This window comes from Mycobacterium intermedium (assembly GCF_002086275.1).
Taxonomy (GTDB): Bacteria; Actinomycetota; Actinomycetes; order Mycobacteriales; family Mycobacteriaceae; genus Mycobacterium; species Mycobacterium intermedium.
The window spans coordinates 21714-43775 of the sequence record NZ_MVHT01000056.1 but is presented as its reverse complement, the minus strand read 5'-3'; the positions used below and the strand labels follow the sequence as shown (position 1 = coordinate 43775).

The following is a 22062-nucleotide window of genomic DNA, read 5'->3' as shown; positions in this document are numbered from 1 at the left end:
ACCTGCTTCGCGGTGAACCGCACCCCCACGATCACCGCGCATTGCGCTGGGTCACCGCCGCTGAATTGGGCGACGTGGATTGGGTGCCGGCCGACCGTGCCTTCCTACCCGACCTAAATAAAGTGTTGGACAGGGCAGGCTGAAAACCCTTCTGCCAGGAGCAAAAGCACACAGTTGCTTAACAGCAATAATTCAGCTTCATTGAAGATATCCGTAGTCAACTGTATTTGATGGCAACTAAGCAATCCGGGACGTATGAGGTCATCCCGTGACGGTTATACCTCGTGTGGGCGGACCGCTCGAGGAGTTGCTACAGCGTAGCGGGCGCTTCTTCACCCCCGGTGAGATATCGCCTGACCTGCGCACGGTGACGCGCCGCGGCGGCCGCGAGGGTGACGTGTTCTACCGCGACCGGTGGAGCCACGACAAGGTCGTCCGGTCCACTCATGGCGTCAACTGCACGGGATCGTGCTCGTGGAAGATCTACGTCAAGAACGGGATCATCACCTGGGAAACCCAGCAAACCGATTACCCGTCGGTGGGGCCGGATCGGCCCGAATATGAGCCGAGAGGCTGCCCGCGTGGCGCGTCGTTCTCCTGGTACAGCTATTCGCCGACCCGGGTCCGCTATCCGTATGCCAGGGCAGTGCTGGTCGAGATGTATCGGGAGGCCAAAGCCCACCTGGGCGACCCGGTGTTGGCGTGGGCCGACATCCAGTCAGATCCCCAGCGTCGTCGTCGTTATCAGCAGGCCCGCGGCAAGGGCGGACTGGTCCGGGTGAGCTGGGCCGAAGCGACCGAGATGATTGCGGCGGCGCACGTGCACACGATCAAGACATACGGCCCGGACCGGGTTGCGGGCTTCACGCCGATCCCGGCGATGTCGATGGTCAGCCACGCGGCGGGTTCGCGCTTCATTGAACTGATCGGCGGCGTGATGACGTCGTTCTACGACTGGTACGCCGACCTGCCGGTGGCCTCACCGCAGGTCTTCGGTGACCAGACCGACGTGCCCGAGTCCGGGGACTGGTGGGACGCCTCGTATTTGGTCATGTGGGGTTCCAACGTGCCGATCACCCGGACCCCCGACGCGCACTGGATGGCTGAGGTCCGCTACCGCGGCACCAAGGTGGTGGTGGTCAGCCCCGACTATGCGGACAACACCAAGTTTGCCGACGAGTGGATGCGTTGCGCCGCAGGGACGGACGCCGCGCTGGCCATGGCGATGGGCCACGTCATTCTGACCGAATGCTATGTGCGCAAGCAGGTTCCGTTCTTCGTCGACTATGTGCGCCGCTACACCGATCTGCCGTTCCTGATCAAGCTGGAACGCCGTGGGCAAGCACTGGTGCCCGGAAAGTTCCTGACCGCGAGAGACATCGGCCAGGAAGTCGACAACGCGGCGTTCAAACCGGCGTTGCTCGACCAGGTCACCGACTCGGTCGTCGTGCCGCACGGCTCGCTCGGATTCCGGTACGGCGAGGACGGCGTCGGAAAGTGGAACTTGGACCTGGGGCCGGTGATCCCCGCGCTGAGCGTCTCCGGCTCCGGCGATGCCGAACTCGTCGAGCTGCCCTGCTTCGACACCATCGACGGCCACGGCGAAACGGTGTCGCGCGGCGTTCCGGTGCGCCAGGTCGGCGAGCACTTGGTCTGCACGGTTTTCGATCTGATGCTGGCGCACTACGGCGTGGCGCGCGAGGGTCTACCCGGACACTGGCCCGCTGGTTACGACGACGCCACGCAGCAGAACACCCCGGCGTGGCAGGAGACGATCACCGGGGTGCCGGCCGCGCAGGCCATCCGCATCGCCAAGGAATTCGCCCGCAACGCAGAGGAATCCGGCGGCCGATCGATGGTCATCATGGGCGGCGGCATCTGTCACTGGTTCCACAGCGACGTCATGTACCGATCCGTGCTGGCGCTGCTGATGCTGACCGGGTCGATGGGGCGCAACGGCGGGGGATGGGCGCACTACGTGGGCCAGGAGAAGGTCCGCCCGCTGAGTGGGTGGCAGACGATGGCCAACGCGACCGACTGGGTCCGGCCACCGAGGCAGGTCCCCGGTGCGTCGTATTGGTACGCGCACACCGACCAGTGGCGCTACGACAGTCACGGCGCGGACAAGCTGAGCAGTCCGGTGGGCCGCGGCCGGTTCGCCGACAAACAGACCATGGACCTGCTGGCGTCGGCGACGGCGATGGGATGGAGCCCGTTCTACCCGCAGTTCGACCGGTCCAGCCTGGACGTCGCGGACGAGGCGCATGCCGCGGGCCAAGACGTCTCGGCATACGTCACCGAGCAACTTGCGCAACACAATTTGAAGCTGTCCGTCACCGATCCGGACAACCCGGTCAACTGGCCGCGGGTGTTGACCGTGTGGCGGGCCAACCTGATTGGCTCTTCGGGCAAGGGCGGCGAGTACTTCCTGCGACATCTGTTGGGTACCGACTCCAACGTGCAGGCGCAACATCCGGACCCCGACATACCGGAGGGCAAGCTCGACCTGATGATGTCGATCGACTTCCGCATGACGTCGACGACGCTGATGTCCGACGTGGTGCTGCCCGCCGCCACCTGGTACGAAAAGGCCGACCTGTCCAGCACCGACATGCACCCGTATGTGCATGCGTTCAGTCCGGCGGTCGACCCGCCGTGGGAAACACGTTCGGATTTCGACGCATTCGCCGCCATTGCTCGCGCGTTCAGCGCGCTGGCCAGGCGCCATCTCGGCACCCGCGCGGATGTGGTGCTGACCGCGCTGCAGCACGACACCCCCGACGCCATGGCCTATCCCGATGGCACCCAACGCAATTGGTTGGAGACCGGCGAGACACCGGTGCCCGGCAAGACCATGGGCACGCTCACCGTGGTGGAACGCGACTACGCCGCAATCTATGACAAGTTGATCTCCCTGGGCCCGCTCGTCGAGCGGTTCGGGATTACCGTCAAGGGCTATACCGTCCATCCCCTCCGCGAGGTCAGCGAACTGGCTGCCAAGTTCGGGGTGTTGAACTCCGGTGTTGCAGTGGGCCGCCCGGCGATCACCACGGCCCAGCGGATGGCCGATACCATTCTGGCGCTGTCCGGGACGTGCAACGGCCGCCTCGCCGTCGAAGGGTTTCTGGAGTTGGAGAAGCGCACCGGGCAGCGGCTGGCACAGCTAGCCGAGGGCAGCGAGGAGCGCCGTATCACCTACGCGGACACACAGGCGCGTCCCGTGCCGGTGATCACCAGCCCGGAATGGTCGGGCAGTGAGACCGGAGGGCGCCGCTACGCCCCGTTCACGATCAACATCGAGCACCTCAAGCCATTTCACACCCTGACCGGCCGGATGCATTTCTACCTGGCCCACGACTGGATAGAGGAACTCGGCGAACAGCTGCCGGTGTACCGGCCTCCGCTGGACATGGCGCGGTTGTTCGACCAGCCGCAGCTCGGACACTGCGTGGATGGAATCGCCCTCACCGTAAGGTATCTGACGCCGCACTCGAAGTGGTCGTTTCACTCGACCTACCAGGACAACCTGTACATGCTGTCGCTGTCGCGAGGTGGGCCGACGATGTGGATGAGCCCAGGCGACGCCGCCAAAATCAGAGTGCGCGACAACGATTGGGTGGAAGCGGTCAACGTCAACGGTGTCTTTGTGTGCAGGGCGATCGTCTCGCACCGCATGCCCGACGGGGTGGTATTCGTCTATCACGTGCAAGAGCGCACCGTGGACACGCCGCGCACCGAAACCAGCAACAAGCGCGGCGGCAACCACAACGCGCTCACCCGGGTCCGGATCAAGCCCAGCCATCTCGCTGGTGGCTATGGCCAGCACGCGTTTGCGTTCAATTACCTGGGTCCCACCGGCAACCAACGCGACGAGGTGACGATCGTGCGCCGTCGCAGCCAGGAGGTGACTTACTAGATGAAAGTCATGGCGCAGATGGCGATGGTGATGAACCTCGACAAATGCATTGGCTGCCATACCTGTTCGGTGACCTGCAAGCAGACATGGACCAATCGGCCCGGGACCGAGTATGTGTGGTTCAACAACGTCGAAACCCGTCCCGGCGTCGGCTATCCGCGCGCCTACGAGGACCAGGACCGGTGGCGCGGTGGCTGGGTGCGCGACAAGCGGGGCCGGTTGCGCCTGCGCGACGGCGGCCGAATCGAGAAGCTGCTGCGGATTTTCGCCAACCCCAGGCTCCCGACCTTGGACGACTACTACGAGCCGTGGACCTACGACTACGAGAATCTGACCCGGGCGCCGGCCGGTGACACCTTCCCGACCGCCGCACCGCGCAGTCAGATCACCGGTGAACCCATGAAGGTGTCGGCCGGGCCGAATTGGGACGACAACCTGGCCGGCTCGACGGAAAGCCTGCCCAACGACCCGATCCTGCAGAAGATCAGCGCCGAGGTAAAACTCAGGCTCGAAGAGACCTTCATGTTCTACCTGCCACGGATCTGCGAACACTGCCTCAACCCGTCGTGTGTGGCCTCGTGCCCGTCGGGCGCAATGTACAAGCGGGCCGAGGACGGCATCGTGCTGGTCGACCAGGACCGGTGTCGCGGCTGGCGGATGTGTGTGTCCGGATGTCCTTACAAGAAGGTGTATTTCAACCACAAGACCGGCAAGGCCGAGAAGTGCACCATGTGCTACCCGCGCATCGAGGTCGGGTTGCCGACGGTCTGCTCGGAGACCTGCGTCGGACGGCTGCGCTACCTCGGACTGGTGTTTTACGACGTCGACCGGGTGGCCGAGGCGGCGTCGGTGGAACAGGACACCGACTTGTACGGGGCGCAGTGTCGAATCCTGTTGGATCCCAACGATCCCGAGGTGATTGCGGGGGCGCGCGCGCAGGGCATATCGGAGGAATGGATCGACGCCGCGCAACGCTCCCCGGTGTACGCGCTGATCAGCACCTACCGGGTGGCGCTGCCCCTGCATCCGGAATACCGCACCATGCCCATGGTTTGGTATATCCCACCGCTGTCACCGGTGGTCGACGCCGTCAGCCAGAGCGGGCACGACGGGGAGGATCTGGGCAATCTCTTCGGCGCGCTGGACTCGCTGCGCATCCCCATCCAGTATCTGGCCGAGCTGTTCACCGCGGGTGACACCGAGGTGGTCGCCGGGGTGTTGCGGCGGTTGGCGGCGATGCGGTCCTACATGCGCGATATCAATCTGGGCCGCGAAAGTCAGCCGCACATCCCCCACGCCGTCGGAATGACCGAAGAGCAGATCTACAACATGTACCGGCTGCTGGCCATCGCGAAATACGAAGAGCGGTATGTTATTCCGACCGCATACGTGGGGGAACTGCCCGACGACGGAATGTCTGATGAGATGGGCTGCTCGTTATCGTTCGACGGCGGACCCGGGATGTACGAAGACGCGCCGGTGCCAGTGTCCGTCGAGAGCTTCCACGCCGTGCGTGAACCGAGGACCAACTTGCTGAACTGGGACGGCCGGGGCCAGCCGACCAGTCTCTTCCCGCAACGGGTCCAACCATGAAGTCGTCAACCAAAACCAGGGGAGGTAGTAGCGGACTGCAAGACCGGCTGGTGTGGCAATGCGCTTCGCTGTTGCTGGGATATCCCGACGAGAAGTTCGGCGACCGAATGGATACCGCCGAAGAACTGCTTGGTCACATCCGTGGGACAACCGCGGCGCTGCTCGAGCGGACGCTCGCAGCGCTACGTGCCCGCGAGCCGATGGCCGCGGCGGCGGACTACGTGGCGACGTTCGACATGCGTCGGCGCGCGACGATGTACCTGACGTATTGGACCGCCGGCGACACCCGCAACCGGGGCCGCGAGATGCTGGCCTTCGCTGATCTCTACCGGGATGCCGGGGTGGAGCCGCCACATGGCGAGGCACCCGATTATCTGCCGGTGGTGCTGGAGTTCGCCGCGACCGTCGCACCGGTCTCCGGCCGGCGGTTGCTCACCCAGCACCGAGTGCCGATCGATGTGCTGCGTGGCGCCCTGGCCGAGGCCGGATCGCCCTATGAGCACACGATCGCGGCGGTATGCGCCACCCTGCCCGTCGCCACCGATCAGGATGTGCGCCGGGCGCAGCACCTGGCCCAGGCCGGACCGCCGGCAGAAGCCGTTGGACTGCAGCCATTTACGCTGACCGTCCCGCCGAGGCGTGGTGGATGACAGTGAAGCTGATCGAAATCTTCTGGGACGACGTACCGTACGTCGTGTTGGCGATCGTGGTGATCGGCGCCTGGTGGCGGTATCGGTATGACAAGTTCGGCTGGACCACCCGTTCGTCGCAGCTCTACGAGTCGCGGTTGCTGTCGATCGGCAGTCCGTTGTTTCACTTCGGCAGTCTCATGGTGATCATGGGTCACGTTGCCGGGCTGTTCATTCCGGAATCATGGACGCGGGACATGGGGATGAGCGATCACCTGTATCACCTGCAGGCATTACTGCTCGGCATTCCCGCAGGTGCGGCAACGTTGATCGGTATCGGATTGCTGATCTACCGGCGGCGGGTCAATCCCCGCGTCCGCCTGGCTACCACACGCAACGACAAGCTGATGTACGTGGTGCTGGTGTGCGCGCTGGTGGCCGGCATGTCCTGCACGCTGATCGGTGCCACGCATTTCGGCGAGCTGCACGACTACCGGCAGCGGGTATCGGTGTGGTTCCGGTCGATTTGGATCCTCGATCCGCGCGGTGACCTGATGTCACAGGCCGCGTTCTACTACCAGTTGCACGTGCTGCTGGCGATGATGTTGTTCGCGCTGTGGCCGTATACCCGCCTGGTGCATGCGTTTAGCGCTCCGGTCATGTATCTGTTCCGGCCCTACATCGTCTATCGCAGCCGAGACGTGGCTGATGACAACCAATTAGTGGGTTCGGCGCCGCGCCGGCGGGGTTGGTGAGCGTTGCGGTTGTTGCGGCGCGCCTCAAGAACCACGTAAAACGCTCCAAGAGACAACAGCGCAAAGTGGGGGATCATTGCCCCTTCGATGGGGGACAGCATCAAGATGCCGCCCCCACTGAGCAGGCTGCCACGGGTAACCGCCATGCGATTGCGCCGGCTGATCAACCGACTCAGTCCGATGTCGAACGCGCGCCGCGCGATGTGTAGGCAGTCGACCAGGATCCACGTCAATATGTCTGCGCCGCAGCGCAATAGGGATCAGGAATGCGAGCAGGGCGACAACGGCCGCTAGCAAAGCACGCCCACTATCGATGCCAGGCGTTCAGTTGTCCGTGTTCCGAGCAACCGAGCGCCCAGTGATCTTCGCGGCCACTACCCAGAGCAGGCCGACGGTGGCTCCGAGGATCAGTTGTAGCGATCCGATGCCGACCCAACCCAACGCGCGCGCAACCGTGTCGACCAAGGCCAGCGCCAGGACGCCGAGGCCGCAGATCAGGTATCCGCGCGCCAGGGCGGGGACTCGGGGGTAGAGGGGAACGGCCGCTGAAAGAACGCCGGCGATCCCGAGAAAGGGGGTTAATTCCCAACCCAGCAGTCGAAAGAGCAAGGTGCCCAGGCCCAGCGTGACAAGCGCCCGTCCCACCATGGTTCGAACGACGTGTATTCGCTCGCGGCCCAGCGCCAACAACACCAGCCCCGGGATCACGGTAAGGATGCATGCCCACATGAAAAGGCTTGCGACAGTGCCGTACTTCGGATCCCAGCTGGCATCGCGCCATGGCGCCAGCAGACCCGCCGTGACCGACCACAACAGGACCACGCCGAACAGTGCGTAAGCGAATGTCCCGATGCTGATAGTGGGTTCGAGCGGTTGGGTTTCGGGCGCCGCCGGCATGGCCCGCTCTGGCGCCACGACGGATTGCGGCTGCGGGGCCGGTTGACCCAGCGCATGCCGAGCGGCCTCCGCCAGCTCGGCGGCCGATTGATACCGCTCCTTGGGTTCCTTGGCCATCCCGCGGGCGATGACGTTATCCAATCCCGCTGGGATAGCGGGATTCAACGTACTGGGCTTCGGCGGTTCCTTGGTCAGGTGTGCGGCGATCTGCTGTTCCACGCTGGTGCCGCGAAACGGCGTCGTTCCGGTCAGGCATTCGTGCAGCACACACGTCAGCGCGTAGACGTCGGCGAGGGCGTCAACGGAGCCGCCGTCGAGAAAGCGTTCCGGAGCCATGTAGGAGAAGGTGCCCACCATCGCACCGGTCTGGGTCAGGCGGGTCGCCTCGGCGTCGTGGGCGATGCCGAAGTCGATCAGATAGACGTGCCTGTCGGGCGTCATCAGCGCGTTAGACGGTTTGATGTCGCGGTGCACCAGGCCGTTTCGGTGCGCCGCATTCAGCGCCGCGGCCAACTGCTCGATCACCCGCACCGCCTCTGGCGGGCTCATCGGTCCGTCGCGTCGCAGCAAGGTCTGCACGTCGACGCCGTCGATAATCGGCATCACCAGGTAGAGGCGTCCGTCGAGCTCCCCGGTGTCGTGAATGGGAATGATGTGGGGCTCGCTCAGGCGGGCGGCGATCTGAGCCTCGCGGCGGAACCTCTCCCGATAGCCGTCCAGCGCCGCCATTTCGGGTGGCAGCACCTTGATAGCGACGTCGCGGCCGATCGCGGTGTCATGGGCCTTGTAGACGTGACCCATGCCACCTTCACCGATCAAATCGCGCAGCTGGTAGCGCCCGAACGCCACCTCATCCATAACGCCGACCCATAGCGGTGGATGCTACCCACGAAAGCGCCGCTCAGGCCCGGTTTCACGGCCATTGACACTGCGTGTGGGGCGGGGAAGTGCGAGTGGAGGCCGCCACGCCCCCAGCCGCCGTCGTTGAGTCTGCGTCCTGGGCGGGGAAGTGCGAGTGGAGGCCGCCAAATCCGCAGTGTCAATGGGGGCGCCTCAGCCGCCGTCGTTGAGTCTGCGTCCTGGGCGGGGAAGTGCGAGTGGAGGCCGCCAAATCCGCAGTGTCAACGGGAACGCGCAGAAGTGTCAATGGGGGCGCCCCCAGCAGCCAGTTCGCTATCCGGGACCGTCACTGCCACAATCACCGACGTGTCATTCCGCAATGTCGCCATCGTCGCGCACGTCGACCACGGCAAAACCACGCTGGTCGATGCGATGCTGCGGCAGTCCGGAGCCTTGCATGAGCGCGGTGAAGTGCAGGAACGCATCATGGACAGCGGTGACCTGGAGCGGGAAAAGGGCATCACCATCCTGGCCAAGAACACCTCCGTCCATCGCCACCACCCAGACGGCACGGTGACAGTGATCAATGTCATTGACACCCCAGGGCACGCGGATTTCGGCGGTGAAGTCGAGCGCGGGCTGTCCATGGTGGACGGGGTGTTGCTGCTGGTCGATGCCTCCGAAGGGCCACTGCCGCAGACGCGCTTTGTATTAAGGAAAGCCCTCACCGCCCACTTGCCGGTGATCCTTGTCGTCAACAAGACCGACCGACCCGACGCGCGCATCGCCGAGGTGGTGGAAGCCAGCCACGACCTACTCCTCGACGTTGCGTCCGACCTCGACGACGAAGCCGCGGAGGCCGCCGAGCACGCGCTGGGTCTACCGACGCTGTACGCATCCGGGCGCGCAGGCATCGCCAGCACCACCCAACCGGCCGACGGCGAGGTTCCGGATGGGACGAACCTGGATCCGCTGTTCGAGGTCCTCGAAAAGCACGTTCCAGCGCCGAAGGGTGACCCCGAGGCGCCGCTGCAGGCCCTGGTCACCAACCTCGACGCGTCCGCCTTCCTCGGCCGGCTCGCGCTGGTCCGGATCTACAACGGCAAGCTGCGCAAGGGTCAGCAGGTGGCGTGGATGCGCGAGGTGGACGGCGTGCCCGTCATCACCAGCGCCAAGATCACCGAACTGCTGGCGACCGAGGGCGTCGAGCGCAGCGCCACCGACGAGGCGATTGCCGGCGATATTGTCGCCGTCGCGGGCCTTCCCGACATCATGATCGGCGACACCCTGGCCGATCCAGACCACGCCCACGCCCTGCCCCGCATCACCGTCGACGAGCCGGCCATTTCGGTGACCATCGGCACCAACACTTCGCCGCTGGCCGGCAAGGTGTCGGGACACAAGCTGACCGCGCGCATGGTCCGCAACCGTCTCGACCAGGAGCTGGTAGGCAACGTCTCGATCCGGGTCGTCGACATCGGCCGGCCCGACGCGTGGGAGGTGCAAGGCCGCGGCGAGCTGGCGCTGGCCGTGCTGGTCGAAACCATGCGCCGGGAAGGCTTCGAGCTCACCGTCGGCAAGCCGCAGGTGGTTACCAAGACGATCGACGGCCAGCTGCACGAGCCGTTCGAGGCCATGACAATCGACTGCCCCGAGGAATTCGTGGGCGCGATCACGCAATTGATGGCCGGCCGCAAAGGCCGCATGGAGGAGATGACCAATCACGCCGCCGGGTGGGTTCGCATGGACTTCATCGTGCCCAGCCGCGGCCTGATCGGCTTCCGCACCGACTTCCTCACCTTGACCCGCGGCACCGGCATCGCCAACGCCGTCTTCGACGGCTACCGGCCATGGGCGGGTGAGATCCGGGCCCGCCACTCCGGGTCGCTGGTGTCTGACCGGTCCGGCACCATCACTCCGTTCGCACTGCTTCAGCTCGCCGACCGGGGACAGTTCTTCGTCGAACCGGGACAGGACACCTACGAGGGCATGGTCGTCGGAATCAACCCCCGCCCAGAGGATCTCGACATCAACGTCACCCGGGAAAAGAAGCTGACCAACATGCGGTCCTCCACCGCCGACGTCATCGAGACGCTGGCCAAGCCGCTCGAACTCGACCTGGAACGCGCGATGGAGTTCTGCGCGCCAGACGAGTGTGTCGAGGTGACTCCGGAGATCATCCGGGTGCGCAAGGTCGAACTGGACGCCACCGCACGGGCCCGCAGCCGTTCCCGGGCAAAGGCTCGGGGCTGACAGGGTGGCGCGGTGGCCGTTTCGAGGCAGCTGGCTACCCTGATGCTCGTGCTGCTTCGCGTCCGACCCGTGCTTGTGACGGTCGGCGCGCTGGTCGCCCTGTTGGGCCTGCTTGCGGCGTGTACGGTCAGTCCGCCACCGGCTCCGCAAAGCACCGACACACCGCACAGCACGCCGCCGCCTCCGCAGCGCCCCACCCAGATCATCATGGGAATCGACTCGATCGGCGCCGGATTCAACCCGCATCTGCTGTCCGACCTGTCGCCGGTGAACGCCGCTATCAGCGCGCTGGTGCTGCCTAGCGCGTTCCGGCCGGTGCCCGATCCCACGACGCCGACCGGCTCGCGGTGGGAAATGGACCCGACGCTGTTGGTGTCCGCCGAGGTGACGAACGAGAACCCGTTCACCGTCACCTACAAGATCCGCCCCGAAGCGCAATGGACCGACAACGCGCCGATCGCTGCCGACGACTTCTGGTATCTGTGGCGGCAAATGGTCAGCCAGCCGGGTGTGGTTGACCCCGCGGGGTACCAGCTGATCACCGGGGTCCAGTCGCTCGAGGGCGGTAAGCAGGCGGTCGTCACCTTCTCGCAGCCGTACCCGGCGTGGCGGGAGTTGTTCAACAACATCCTTCCGGCGCACATCGTCAAGGACGCTCCGGGCGGTTTCGCGGCGGGCCTGGCCAGGGCGCTGCCGGTGACCGGCGGCCAGTTCCGGGTGGAGACCATCGACCCACAACGCGACGAGATCCTCATCGCCCGCAATGACCGCTATTGGGGACCTCCCGCCAAACCGGGTCTGATCCAATTCCGCCGGGCGGGTGCGCCCGCGGCGCTCGCGGACTCGGTGCGCAACGGCGACACCCAAGTGGCTCAGGTGCACGGCGGCTCGGCTGCCTTCGCGCAGCTGTCCGCCATCCCCGACGTACGGACGGCTCGCATCGTCACGCCGCGGATCATGCAGTTGGTGCTGCGCGCCAACGTGCCCAAACTTTCCGATGTCCAAGTGCGCAAGGGGATTTTGGGCTTGCTCGACGTCGACCTGCTCGCCGCCGTCGGTGCCGGCAGCGACAACACCGTCACCCTGGATCAGGCGCAGATCCGTTCGCCCAGTGATCCCGGTTATGTGCCGACGGCGCCGCCCGCGATGACGACGGCGGCGGCACTGGCGTTGTTCTCGGCGGCGGGGTTCCAGATCGAAAGCAACAACAGCACGGACACATCGACCGCCCCAACCGGTACCACGACGAGCCCGACGGGGACACCGGAAGTCATTCACGGCCGGATCAGTAAAGACGGCAATCAATTGTCGCTGGTCATCGGGGTGGCGGCCAACGACCCGACCTCGGTAGCCGTCGCCAACACGGCCGCCGATCAGTTGCGCAACGTCGGTATCGCCGCATCCGTGCTCGCGCTGGATCCGGTGGTGCTCTACCGGGAAGCGTTGAAAGAGAACCGGATCGACGCCATTGTGGGCTGGCGGCAAGCCGGCGGAAACCTGGCGACGTCGCTGGCGTCCCGATTCGGTTGTGCGGCACTGCAGCCCACTGAGGTTCCACCGCCCAACGCGACGACCACTTCGGCGGGATCTACCGGATCGACGCCGTCCACCGCAGCCGACCCGGAAACGCCCGTGCCGCCGACGACAACTCGCCCACCCGAACCTGGAGCGTTGGTCAAAGCGCCGTCAAACCTCACCGGAACGTGCGACCGCAGCATCCAGTCGAATATCGATGCCGCCCTTAGCGGTACCAAGAACATCAATGACGTGATCACCGCAGTCGAGCCGCGCCTGTGGAACATGGCGACGGTATTGCCGATCTTGCAGGACACCACGATCGTCGCGGCCGGCCCCAGCGTGCAGAACGTCAGCTTGTCGGGCGCGGTGCCGGTGGGCATCGTCGGCGACGCCGGCCAGTGGGTCAAGACCGGGTCCTAGCCCGTTTCCCGCCGGATCAGCCAGTTCCCGGGGGGTTATTTTCGCCGTCGCCAAATCGTTATCAAATCCAGGTTTGAGCATCCCGACGCGCTGGGAACATACCGCCTGCGTGGTGGCCCGTGTCGGGGAGGGGCTGCCACATTCATGACAGGACTGGTCGGGGGAGTGGCTGAAATGTCCTTTGTTTTTGTTGAACCGCAACTGATGGCATCGTTCGCCGCCGATTTGGCGGGGATTGGTCAGGCGCTGAGCGCCGCCAATGCCGCCGCATCGGCACAAATTAGTGGGTTGGCGGCAGCGGCAGCTGATGAGGTTTCCGTGCAAATCGCCGCGCTTTTCTCGCAAAGTGCTGCGGGATATCACGAAGCCAGCGCGCAAGCTGCGGCGTATTACGAGCAGTTCATCAGGGCGCTGAGCGCCGGCTCGAATGCGTATGTCGCGGCCGAGAGCGCTGCGGCGCAGGTCATCGGGAGCGCCGCAAGTGTGGAAACGGCTCTGCAACTGGCCCTTTCGGGTAATTTCTCGGGTCTCGCCGCGGAATTGAGTGCGGGCCTGTCGGGTTTGGGAGCCCAAATCAATACCGCCTTGTCGGGCAGTTTCAGCGGGGGACTGCCGGGTCTCGCCGCTCAGCTGGGCGGCGGTTTCAACGGAAATTTCAGCGGTGGGCTGCCCGGGATATCCGGGTTCGTGCAGACCGGTCAGTCGTTGGCGGCGAATTTGAATTCCGCAGTATCGGCAGGACTTTCGGGTCTGGGCAACTTCAACGCCGCTCTGCCGGCGATAGCGGGTCAGTTCAGCGGTGGCCTGCAGGCGCTGAGCGCGACCCTGACGGGCGGGTTGGGCGCCAACCTCCCAGGATTGGCCGGCAGCTTTGGTGGCCAACTTTCCAACCTGGGAGCCAACCTGGGGGCACAACTGGACGCCGCTCTGTCGGGTGGTTTCAGTGGTGGGCTGCCAAGCTTTACCGGATTGGTGCAGACAGGTGAGTCGTTGGCGGCGAATCTCGCTGCGAATCTGAACGGCGGCCTCTCCGGGCTTTCCCGCCTGGCGGCAAACCTGAACGCGAGCGTGCCGTCGCTGACGGCCGCCCTCGGTGCTGACCTGTCGGGGTTGGGGGGCCGGATTGATGCGGCCGTCAACGGCGCGTTAAGCGGTGACATGACCGAATTCTCGGCGCTCGTCGACGCCACGGCCGCACTGCCGACGCTGACGGTCGACGCTGCCGGAGTGACCCAAGCCAACCTGTTGGCCGACATCGTCGGCGGCCAAATCGATTTCAACCAGGCCTTGGTCGCCAACGAGATCGCGCTGCAACAGGCCATCTTCGGCCAAGCCCTCAATCCCGCCGTCACCGCTGGCTTCAACGCGTTCAACCTGCTGGTCGGCACCGGCGAGCAAACCATCAATGCCTTGCTCGGCGCCCCGATTCCTGCCGACTTCACCAGCAGCCTGGTGATCGGCGCCGACATCGAAGGTGGCATCCCCACCGGTGGTCTGATCGGCGTCTTGGAGCAGGGGTTGGCGCTCAATGCGGCCTTGGGCGGACCAGCCATCGACGGCTCGTTCCTGGGGCAGCTCCAGCTGACCGGTGCCAACATTGTCAGCGACCAATTGGCGTTCAACGCCGCAGCGGTTGCCAACGTGATCGGATTGCAGGAATCCCTGTTCGGTACCTCGAGCGCGTTCAACGGCGTGATCAACAACGCCTTCAACATGGTGGGTGGCGTGGTTGTCGCAGGTCAGCAGGTGTTCAACACGCTGCTCGGGTTCCCGATGCCACCGGGCTTCGGCGCCAGCTTGATTGCCAATGGCTCCGCGGACCTCTTCGGCGGCGTCGCAACCGGCGGCCTGTTGGGCGCGTTCGAGAACAAGTGGCTAATGGATCTCGCGTTCCTCAGCAACTTGGCGTACCCGATCCAGGTGACGCTCAACGGCAGCCTGCCGGAAGTCTTGGCCAATCTGAACGCGGTGCTGACGGGCAATGTCTCTGTCGGTGGTGAAGTCGGCGGTGAAGTCGGCGGCGAGATCGAACTCTAGAACCCGCAGTCATCGATCGCTGGGTGGCCCGATGCGAAGCGGCGGGCCACCCAGCGAATATCTCCACCACAATTCGTAAAAACCACACGACGGGAACGCTCCCTCCGCTAGCCTCAGATCAAGGGGGACCAAGCGGGATCAGGGCGAATGCATCATTTGGTCTCTGGGTTAGGGAGGGAGGCCCACGGTGTCATTCGTTGTTACGTCACCGCAGCTGCTGCAGGCCGCCGCCACGGATCTGGCGGGGATCAATTCGACGATAAGCGAGGCCAACCGCGCCGCCGCGACAGCAATCAGAGGATTGCTACCGGCCGGCGCCGACGAGGTCTCGGCCGCCGTCGCAGCGCTTTTCGACGCGCACGCCGCGACCTACCAGTCGCTCAGTGCCCAGGCGACAAAGTTCCACGACTTGTTTGTGCAAACCTTGACCGTAGGCGCCGGGAAATACGCCGCGGCGGAGGCCAATACAGTGCAACTGCTGGCGAATCAGGTGGGCGCGGCTGCCCAAGCTACGCCGGCCGAATTCATCCAAGAGTTGGATCAGGCGCAGATCGCCTTCAACACCAACCTGGTCAACTCCGAACTCGCCTTCAACAAGTCCTTGGTGCTCAACGAGGTGGCTTGGGAGCGGGCGATTTTCGGTACCGACAGCGCCCTGAACGGGGTGATCAACCGGGGCTTCAACGCGGGGAACCTGCTGTTTGGCACCGGCCAGCAGTTGATCAACACCGTGGTGGGCGCGCAAGTTCCGACGAACTTCACGTCCAGCCTGCTGCTCGGCAGTTCCGCTCAGGTCTTCAACGGCGGCCAAATCGGCAGCTTGGTAGGCGCTTTCGACCAGAGCCTGGCTGGCGCGGTCAACGTGGCCGGTCTCGTCGTAGGCAGTCCGCCGGGCCTGGCGCTGCTGAGCCTCGCCCCGCCACCGGTTCAGTCGGCGTTGGCAACTCCAGGGGTATTCCTGCAGCAGCTTGAGCAATCACAAATAGCGTTCAACACCAATTTGGTCAACTCCGAGCTGGCCTTCGACAAGTCCTTGGTGCTCAATGAGGTGGCTTGGGAGCGGGCGACTTTCGGCACCGACAGCGCGCTCAACGGGGTGATCAACCGGGGCTTCAACGCGGGCAACCTGCTGTTGGGCACCGGCCAGCAGCTGATAAACACCGTTGCGGGTGCGCAAGTGCCCGTCGACTTCAACTCCAGCCTGCTGATCGGCAGCGGGGCTCAGCCGTTCAACGGCGGCGAGATCGGCGGATTGCTAGGTGCTTTCGACCAGACCACGATGGCCGGCATCAACTTCCTCGGCCTCATTACTGGCCGTTAGCGCTGACTTCCTCGGCTCGCGGCGGGATGACGGTGTCGACGATCTGCAGCAGTTGGCGCCGGGTCGGGGGGGTACCCAGGAGCATGAAGTGCTGATTGATCAACGCCGGCCCGACCCGTGCGCTCAGCGGAGTCAGGTGTGCGGGGTCGAGGTCGCCGGTGCGGACCGCCGCCTGCAGGATCGACTCGACGATTTTCAGCCGGGGGAATACGACGGCATCGGCGAAGATGGCCCGCAGCTCGGACTCGTGCACCAGCTGACCGACGATGACCAAGCCGGGGAAGTCGGTCTTGCCCGCCAACAAATCCCGGTGCGCGGTTAACACGGTCAGCAGGTTCTCCCGCGCTGAACGCCCGGGCCGCGGCTCCGGCAGGGGCGGCACGGCGAACAGCAACGCCGAACGCACCAGATCGCGCTTGTTGGCCCATCGTCGGTACAGCGCGGCTTTGCCAGTATGGGCGCGGGCGGCGATGCCCTCCATCGTCAGTCGGCCGTAGCCCACGTCTGCCAGTTCGGCTAAGGTCGCTGTGTAGAGCGCGCGTTCGAGAACCTCGCCACGCCGTCTGCTGCGACCGGCTCGCGGTTTCGTTGCGGTTAGCTGCGGCATCCCTAGATAGTAGCCGGTAGCGTTCCTTTTTGTGCGACACCGTTCCAAGTCGTCGGCGCAATTCTGGACGGCGAGTAGGGTCCGGTTCCATGTCCGAGACGCCGCGACTGCTGTTCGTGCACGCACATCCCGACGACGAGAGCCTCAGTACTGGGGCCACCATAGCCCATTACGCCGCGCGCGGCGCGACGGTTCGGGTCGTGACATGCACGCTCGGTGAAGAGGGCGAGGTCATCGGCGACCAATGGGCCCTACTCGCCGCCGATCACGCGGACCAACTGGGCGGATACCGCATCGGTGAACTGACGGCCGCCTTGCGTGCGCTGGGGGTCAGCGGACCCCATTACCTGGGCGGCGCGGGACGGTGGCGCGATTCTGGAATGGCCGGCACCGAGCCACGAAGCCGGCGCAGATTCGTCGACGCCGACGAGCGCGAAGCCGTCGGGGAACTCGTGGCGATCATCCGGGAGATGCGCCCGCACGTGGTGGTGACCTACGACCCGGCCGGCGGCTACGGCCATCCCGACCACATACGCACGCACGAGGTCACCACCGCGGCCGTGGCGGCGGCCGCTTCCGAAGGCGCGGACCATCCCGGTGAGCCGTGGGCGGTGCCGAAGTTCTATTGGACGGTCTTTGGCCGCAGCGCGATGATCGCCGGTGCCCAGGCCCTGACGGCTGATGACTTGCTTCCGCAATGGACGGTCCCTGCGCCGGAAGAGATTCCGTTCGGGTATTCCGACGACAGCATCGACGCCGTGGTGGAGGCAGATGCCGCCGCACACGCCGCCAAGGTAGCGGCGCTGGCCGCGCATGCCACCCAGGTTCTCGTCGGCCCGACCGGGCGGGCCTGTGCGCTGTCCAACAACTGGGCGCTGCCGATCTCGCGGGCGGAGCATTACGTGCTGGCCAGCGGATCGGCGGGCGATCGAGACCAGCGCGGCTGGGAGACGGATCTCCTCGCCGGTCTGGGCATCCCAGATGTCGGCGCATAGGCTGTCATTGAGCCGGTATGCCGGTAGTCACGGAAGGAATTCGTATGGACCCCGACCTCGACCCCAACATGCAGCACTGGCAAGACCGACTGGACAGCCTTCAGTGGGTCCTCGGCTCGATAGTCTCCCAACTCGACAGCATTCCGACCTGACCGAAACCGAAACTCGCGCCGCCTCAATGGCTGAAGAAACCGGCGCGACCGATCCCGCACTTCGATTCGTCGTCCTGGTGTTGCTCGCTATCGACGGCGTGATCTCCGCCCTCATCGGAGCCCTGCTGCTGCCGTTGTACATCGGCTCCGTTCCGTTCCCCATCAGCGCCCTGATCAGTGGGCTGGTCAACGCCGCCCTGGTGTGGGCGGCAGGAAAATGGGCCCGATCGCCGCGCGTTGCCGCGCTGCCGTTGTGGACGTGGCTCCTCACGGTGGCCGTGATGAGTCTGGGTGGCCCGGGCGGTGATGTCATCCTGGGGGGTCAGGGTTTTATGGCCTGGGGCGCGTTGCTGCTGATCGTGCTGGGGGTCGTGCCGCCGGCGTGGGTGTTGTGGCGTCGCTGAAGTGATCCGGTGCCGGTTAGATAATCGGCAGCGGCGGCAGCGGCGGGAAGAAGCTGCGTATCCACCAGATCTCGGTCTGGATGAAGTAGTTGATCGAGGCCGCCGTGGTAGACCAGAAGTTCTCCCAGCCCGTCGCGAAGGTGATCGATCCGTCCAGCCAGTCCAGGGTGTTGAACAGGCCGGCCTGCACCATCGGCTCGAAGAGGTTGTAGAAGAAGTTGATCTGCGGCGCCAGTATGCCCACGTACGGCACCCAGCCCGCGACGTACGCGGCGAGTTGGAAGCCGTATTGCACCCACGGCTCGAAGACGAGGTAGGCGTTCTCGATGGCGGTGGCCCAACTCACCGGTATCACGGCCGCCGGCGCTATCTCGGCTGCCGCCGGCCCCAGCAGCGTGCCGGCCGCAGTGAGCGCCCAGACCCCGCCGGTGGGTGCCGCCGCAAGCGCGCTGATGGCTCCGGTCGCGTGGGAGACGGCGCTTTGAACCTGGCTCGCGGCGCCGGAGACGCCGGCGACGAGGCCGCTCGCGGCACTGCCCGGGCCTACTAACGGCTGACCCAACAACGCGGCGGCCGGCGCATTCACCGCGCTCGCGAGGCTCTGTGCCGCGGCGGCCTCGGTGGACGCGTACGCGTTAGCACTGGCGACCAGCGTCTGAGCGATGTGTTCATGGAACGCCGCCACCTGCGCGCTGATCTGCTGATATCCCTGGCCGTATTTGGAGAACAAGGCGGCCACCTGGGCCGAAACCGCATCCGCGGCTGCAGCCTCGATAGATGTCGTCCCAGCCGCCGCGGCGGCGTTCGCCGCTGTGATGTCCGACCCGATGCCGGCGACATTCGAAGCTGCCGCCGTCAGGGCCTGCGGCCCCTCGAGGAAAAACGACATCCCTTAACCACCCCTTGTTTGACCTGTGCGTATGGTATCGCGATCGGCTATGTGCGGTGCCGAACTGGCCAATTCGATGCCGGTCGGTCGCGGGCGGGAACGGGCGGTCGCTACTGTTGCCAACATGGCACGCGCCAGGATCTGGATTGTCGAGACGCGCGGATGAAATTCGATCGCGGGGAAGTTACACCAAAGTGCCTTTAACGCCGGAGCCGCCGGAGCCGCCCGACCATGCGGTGCCGGAACATGCGGCGCCCGTAATGCTGCCCACTCCTACGAGCATCCCCACTGCGCCGACAGTGAGCGCGTCGGCGTTACGACGGGTGCTGCGACGGGCGCGAGACGGTGTCGTGCTCAACGTCGACGAGGCGGCCGTCGCGATGACCGCGCGCGGCGACGACCTGGCCGATTTGTGTGCCAGCGCGGCGCGGGTGCGTGACGCGGGCTTGGAGTCGGCGGGCCGACGCGGACCCAACGGCCGGCTGCCGATCAGCTATTCGCGCAAGGTCTTCATTCCGGTCACCCATCTGTGCCGCGACAACTGCCACTACTGCACGTTCGTCACCGTGCCGGGCAAGCTGCGGGCCCAGGGTCAGGGCATGTACATGGAGCCCGACGAGATTCTCGACGTCGCCCGCCGCGGCGCCGAACTCGGTTGCAAGGAGGCGTTGTTCACCCTCGGCGACCGGCCCGAGGCGCGCTGGCCCGAGGCGCGCCAATGGCTTGAGGAGCGAGGCTACGACTCCACGCTGTCGTACGTGCGCGCCATGGCGATTCGGGTGTTGGAGGAAACCGGGCTGCTGCCGCACCTGAACCCCGGGGTGATGAGCTGGTCGGAGATGTCGCGGCTCAAGCCGGTCGCACCGTCGATGGGCATGATGCTGGAGACGACGTCGCGACGTCTCTTCGAGACGAAAGGGCTTGCGCACTACGGCAGCCCGGACAAGGACCCAGCCGTACGACTGCGCGCGCTGACCGACGCCGGGCGGCTGTCCATCCCGTTCACCACCGGTCTGCTGGTCGGCATCGGCGAGACATTGGCCGAACGGGCCGACACCTTGCATGCAATTCGCAAGCTGCACAAGGAGTTCGGGCACGTCCAAGAGGTGATCGTGCAGAACTTCCGGGCCAAGGCGCATACCGCGATGGCCGCCGTTCCCGACGCCGGCATCGAGGACTATCTGGCGACGGTCGCGGTTGCCCGGCTGGTGCTGGGGCCGGGCATGCGGGTGCAAGCGCCGCCCAACCTGGTATCGCGAGAGGAATGCCTGGCGCTCATCGCCGCCGGCGTCGACGACTGGGGTGGCGTGTCGCCGCTGACGCCCGACCACGTCAACCCCGAGCGTCCTTGGCCGGCCTTGGATGATCTGGCCGCCGTCACCGCGGAAGCCGGATACGACCTCGTGCAGCGGCTGACCGCGCAGCCGAAATACGTGCAAGCCGGCGCGGCGTGGATCGACCCGCGGGTGCGCGGACACGTTGTGGCGCTGGCGGATCCGGAAACCGGGTTCGCCCGCGATGTCAACCCGGTAGGCATGCCGTGGCAGGAACCGGACGACGTGGCGTCGTCCGGCCGGGTGGACCTCAATGCGGCGATCGACACCGAAGGGCGCAACACCGAAACCCGTAGCGACCTGCAAAGTGCTTTCGGTGACTGGGAATCGATTCGTGCCCAGGTGCACGACCTGGCGGCACAAGGCGCCAAAGCGCCAGAGCGCCTCGACACCGATGTGCTCGCCGCGCTGCGGTCGGCCGAACGCTCCCCGGGCGGTTGCACCGACGACGAATACCTGGCGTTGGCCACCGCTGACGGGCCTGCCCTAGAAGCTGTTGTGGCACTTGCCGATTCGCTTCGCCGCGATGCCGTCGGCGACGACGTGACGTTCGTGGTCAACCGCAACATCAATTTCACCAACATCTGCTACACCGGCTGCCGGTTCTGCGCGTTCGCTCAGCGCAAGGGCGACGCGGACGCGTATTCGCTCTCGGCCGAGGAGGTCGGCGACCGCGCATGGGAGGCCCACGTCGCCGGTGCGACCGAGGTGTGCATGCAGGGTGGGATCGACCCCGAACTGCCGGTCACCGGCTACGCCGACCTGGTGCGGGCGGTCAAGGCCCGGGTGCCGTCGATGCACGTGCATGCGTTCTCGCCGATGGAGATCGCCAACGGTGTCACCAAGAGCGGATTGAGCATTCGCGAATGGCTGATCGCGCTGCGCGAGGCCGGACTGGACACCATCCCCGGCACCGCCGCCGAGATTCTCGACGACGAGGTGCGCTGGGTGCTCACCAAGGGCAAGCTGCCGACGTCGCTGTGGATCGAGATCGTGACGACCGCCCACGAGGTGGGCCTGCGGTCGTCGTCAACGATGATGTACGGCCACGTCGACAGTCCGCGGCACTGGGTGGCCCACCTGAATGTGCTGCGCAACATCCAGGATCAGACCGGTGGCTTCACCGAGTTCGTGCCGCTGCCGTTTGTGCACCAGAATTCGCCGCTGTATCTGGCGGGCGCCGCACGGCCGGGGCCGACGCACCGGGACAACCGGGCGGTGCACGCGTTGGCGCGGATCATGCTGCACGGGCGCATCTCTCACATCCAGACCAGCTGGGTGAAACTCGGCGTCGAGCGCACGCGGGTGATGCTGAACGGCGGCGCCAACGACTTGGGCGGCACGTTGATGGAGGAGACGATCTCGCGGATGGCCGGCTCCGAACACGGGTCCGCCAAGACCGTTGCTGAGTTGGTGGCGATCGCCGAGGGGATCGGACGTCCCGCGCGTCAGCGCACGACGACCTACTCATTACTGGCGGCATAAAGCCGCGAGCGCAACGC

General features: G+C 65.4%; 14 protein-coding genes and 1 pseudogene. 12 read left to right on the top strand and 3 right to left on the bottom strand.

Translation table 11 applies throughout. The features are described from left to right. The 5 genes and pseudogenes from BST27_RS33845 to narI form a co-directional block, all read left to right on the top strand. Positions 1-143 (top strand): annotated as a pseudogene (locus tag BST27_RS33845) (DNA mismatch repair protein MutT); the annotation flags it as partial. 125 nt (positions 144-268) lie between these two features. Then, positions 269-3916 carry a nitrate reductase subunit alpha gene (locus BST27_RS19055; RefSeq protein WP_069419831.1) on the top strand — a complete coding sequence of 1216 codons (3648 nt, stop codon included), beginning with the start codon at positions 269-271 and terminating at the stop codon, positions 3914-3916. Beyond that, a complete protein-coding gene (gene narH, locus BST27_RS19050; protein ID WP_069419830.1) occupies positions 3917-5509 on the top strand; it encodes a nitrate reductase subunit beta in 1593 nt (530 codons plus the stop codon). It begins immediately after the preceding gene. Next, positions 5506-6159 carry a nitrate reductase molybdenum cofactor assembly chaperone gene (gene narJ / locus BST27_RS19045; protein ID WP_069419829.1) on the top strand — a complete coding sequence of 218 codons (654 nt, stop codon included), beginning with the start codon at positions 5506-5508 and terminating at the stop codon, positions 6157-6159. Before narH ends, narJ begins: the two co-directional genes overlap by 4 nt. Continuing rightward, positions 6156-6893 carry a respiratory nitrate reductase subunit gamma gene (narI, locus tag BST27_RS19040; protein ID WP_069419828.1) on the top strand — a complete coding sequence of 246 codons (738 nt, stop codon included), beginning with the start codon at positions 6156-6158 and terminating at the stop codon, positions 6891-6893. Before narJ ends, narI begins: the two co-directional genes overlap by 4 nt. Positions 6894-7217: 324 nt before the next feature. On the opposite strand, the gene BST27_RS19030 is transcribed toward narI, so the two are convergent. Next, a complete protein-coding gene (locus tag BST27_RS19030; RefSeq protein ID WP_069419826.1) occupies positions 7218-8648 on the bottom strand; it encodes a serine/threonine-protein kinase in 1431 nt (476 codons plus the stop codon). 348 nt (positions 8649-8996) lie between these two features. Between BST27_RS19030 and typA the strand changes: the two genes are divergently transcribed. The 4 genes from typA to BST27_RS35085 all read left to right on the top strand — a co-directional run bounded on the left by typA (position 8997) and on the right by BST27_RS35085 (position 16179). Beyond that, entirely contained in the window at positions 8997-10883 is a 1887-nt protein-coding gene (typA, locus tag BST27_RS19025; protein WP_069419825.1) for a translational GTPase TypA, read from the top strand. Between the two features lie 42 nt (positions 10884-10925). Further along, a complete protein-coding gene (locus BST27_RS19020) occupies positions 10926-12821 on the top strand; it encodes an ABC transporter family substrate-binding protein (protein WP_069419824.1) in 1896 nt (631 codons plus the stop codon). A gap of 174 nt (positions 12822-12995) precedes the next feature. Beyond that, complete coding sequence (locus BST27_RS19015) at positions 12996-14858, top strand: PE family protein (RefSeq protein WP_069419823.1); 1863 nt, start codon at positions 12996-12998, stop codon at positions 14856-14858. Between the two features lie 187 nt (positions 14859-15045). After that, positions 15046-16179 carry a PE family protein gene (locus BST27_RS35085; RefSeq protein ID WP_069419822.1) on the top strand — a complete coding sequence of 378 codons (1134 nt, stop codon included), beginning with the start codon at positions 15046-15048 and terminating at the stop codon, positions 16177-16179. On the opposite strand, the gene BST27_RS19005 is transcribed toward BST27_RS35085, so the two are convergent. Continuing rightward, positions 16166-16786 carry a TetR/AcrR family transcriptional regulator gene (locus BST27_RS19005; RefSeq protein WP_069419821.1) on the bottom strand — a complete coding sequence of 207 codons (621 nt, stop codon included), beginning with the start codon at positions 16784-16786 and terminating at the stop codon, positions 16166-16168. The two genes, BST27_RS35085 and BST27_RS19005, sit on opposite strands and share 14 nt — an antisense overlap. 89 nt (positions 16787-16875) lie before the next feature. On the opposite strand from BST27_RS19005, the gene mshB reads away from it, so the two are divergent. Beyond that, positions 16876-17781 (top strand): N-acetyl-1-D-myo-inositol-2-amino-2-deoxy-alpha-D-glucopyranoside deacetylase, encoded by a 906-nt coding sequence (mshB, locus tag BST27_RS19000; protein ID WP_069419820.1) that lies wholly within the window; start codon positions 16876-16878, stop codon positions 17779-17781. 103 nt (positions 17782-17884) lie between these two features. Then, positions 17885-18337 (top strand): hypothetical protein, encoded by a 453-nt coding sequence (locus tag BST27_RS18995; RefSeq protein WP_069419819.1) that lies wholly within the window; start codon positions 17885-17887, stop codon positions 18335-18337. A gap of 16 nt (positions 18338-18353) precedes the next feature. Here the strand turns inward: BST27_RS18995 and BST27_RS34545 are convergent, their stop codons facing one another. Then, a complete protein-coding gene (locus tag BST27_RS34545) occupies positions 18354-19226 on the bottom strand; it encodes a PE family protein (protein WP_069419818.1) in 873 nt (290 codons plus the stop codon). Positions 19227-19486: 260 nt separating this feature from the next. Here BST27_RS34545 and BST27_RS18985 point away from each other — a divergent pair, with 260 nt between their 5' ends. Next, positions 19487-22045 (top strand): bifunctional FO biosynthesis protein CofGH, encoded by a 2559-nt coding sequence (locus BST27_RS18985; RefSeq protein ID WP_069419875.1) that lies wholly within the window; start codon positions 19487-19489, stop codon positions 22043-22045. Positions 22046-22062: the final 17 nt, after the last annotated feature.

Bases quoted from the DNA above. Each gene is read 5' to 3' on its own strand.
- mshB (WP_069419820.1), top strand. From the start codon at position 16,876: ATGTCCGAGACGCCGCGACTGCTGTTCGTGCACGCACATCCCGACGAC.
- BST27_RS34545 (WP_069419818.1), bottom strand. From the start codon at position 19,226: ATGTCGTTTTTCCTCGAGGGGCCGCAGGCCCTGACGGCGGCAGCTTCG.
- BST27_RS19030 (WP_069419826.1), bottom strand. From the start codon at position 8,648: ATGGATGAGGTGGCGTTCGGGCGCTACCAGCTGCGCGATTTGATCGGT.
- BST27_RS19015 (WP_069419823.1), top strand. From the start codon at position 12,996: ATGTCCTTTGTTTTTGTTGAACCGCAACTGATGGCATCGTTCGCCGCC.
- narJ (WP_069419829.1), top strand. From the start codon at position 5,506: ATGAAGTCGTCAACCAAAACCAGGGGAGGTAGTAGCGGACTGCAAGAC.
- BST27_RS19005 (WP_069419821.1), bottom strand. From the start codon at position 16,786: ATGCCGCAGCTAACCGCAACGAAACCGCGAGCCGGTCGCAGCAGACGG.
- narI (WP_069419828.1), top strand. From the start codon at position 6,156: ATGACAGTGAAGCTGATCGAAATCTTCTGGGACGACGTACCGTACGTC.
- BST27_RS19020 (WP_069419824.1), top strand. From the start codon at position 10,926: ATGCTCGTGCTGCTTCGCGTCCGACCCGTGCTTGTGACGGTCGGCGCG.
- BST27_RS18985 (WP_069419875.1), top strand. From the start codon at position 19,487: ATGCTGCCCACTCCTACGAGCATCCCCACTGCGCCGACAGTGAGCGCG.
- narH (WP_069419830.1), top strand. From the start codon at position 3,917: ATGAAAGTCATGGCGCAGATGGCGATGGTGATGAACCTCGACAAATGC.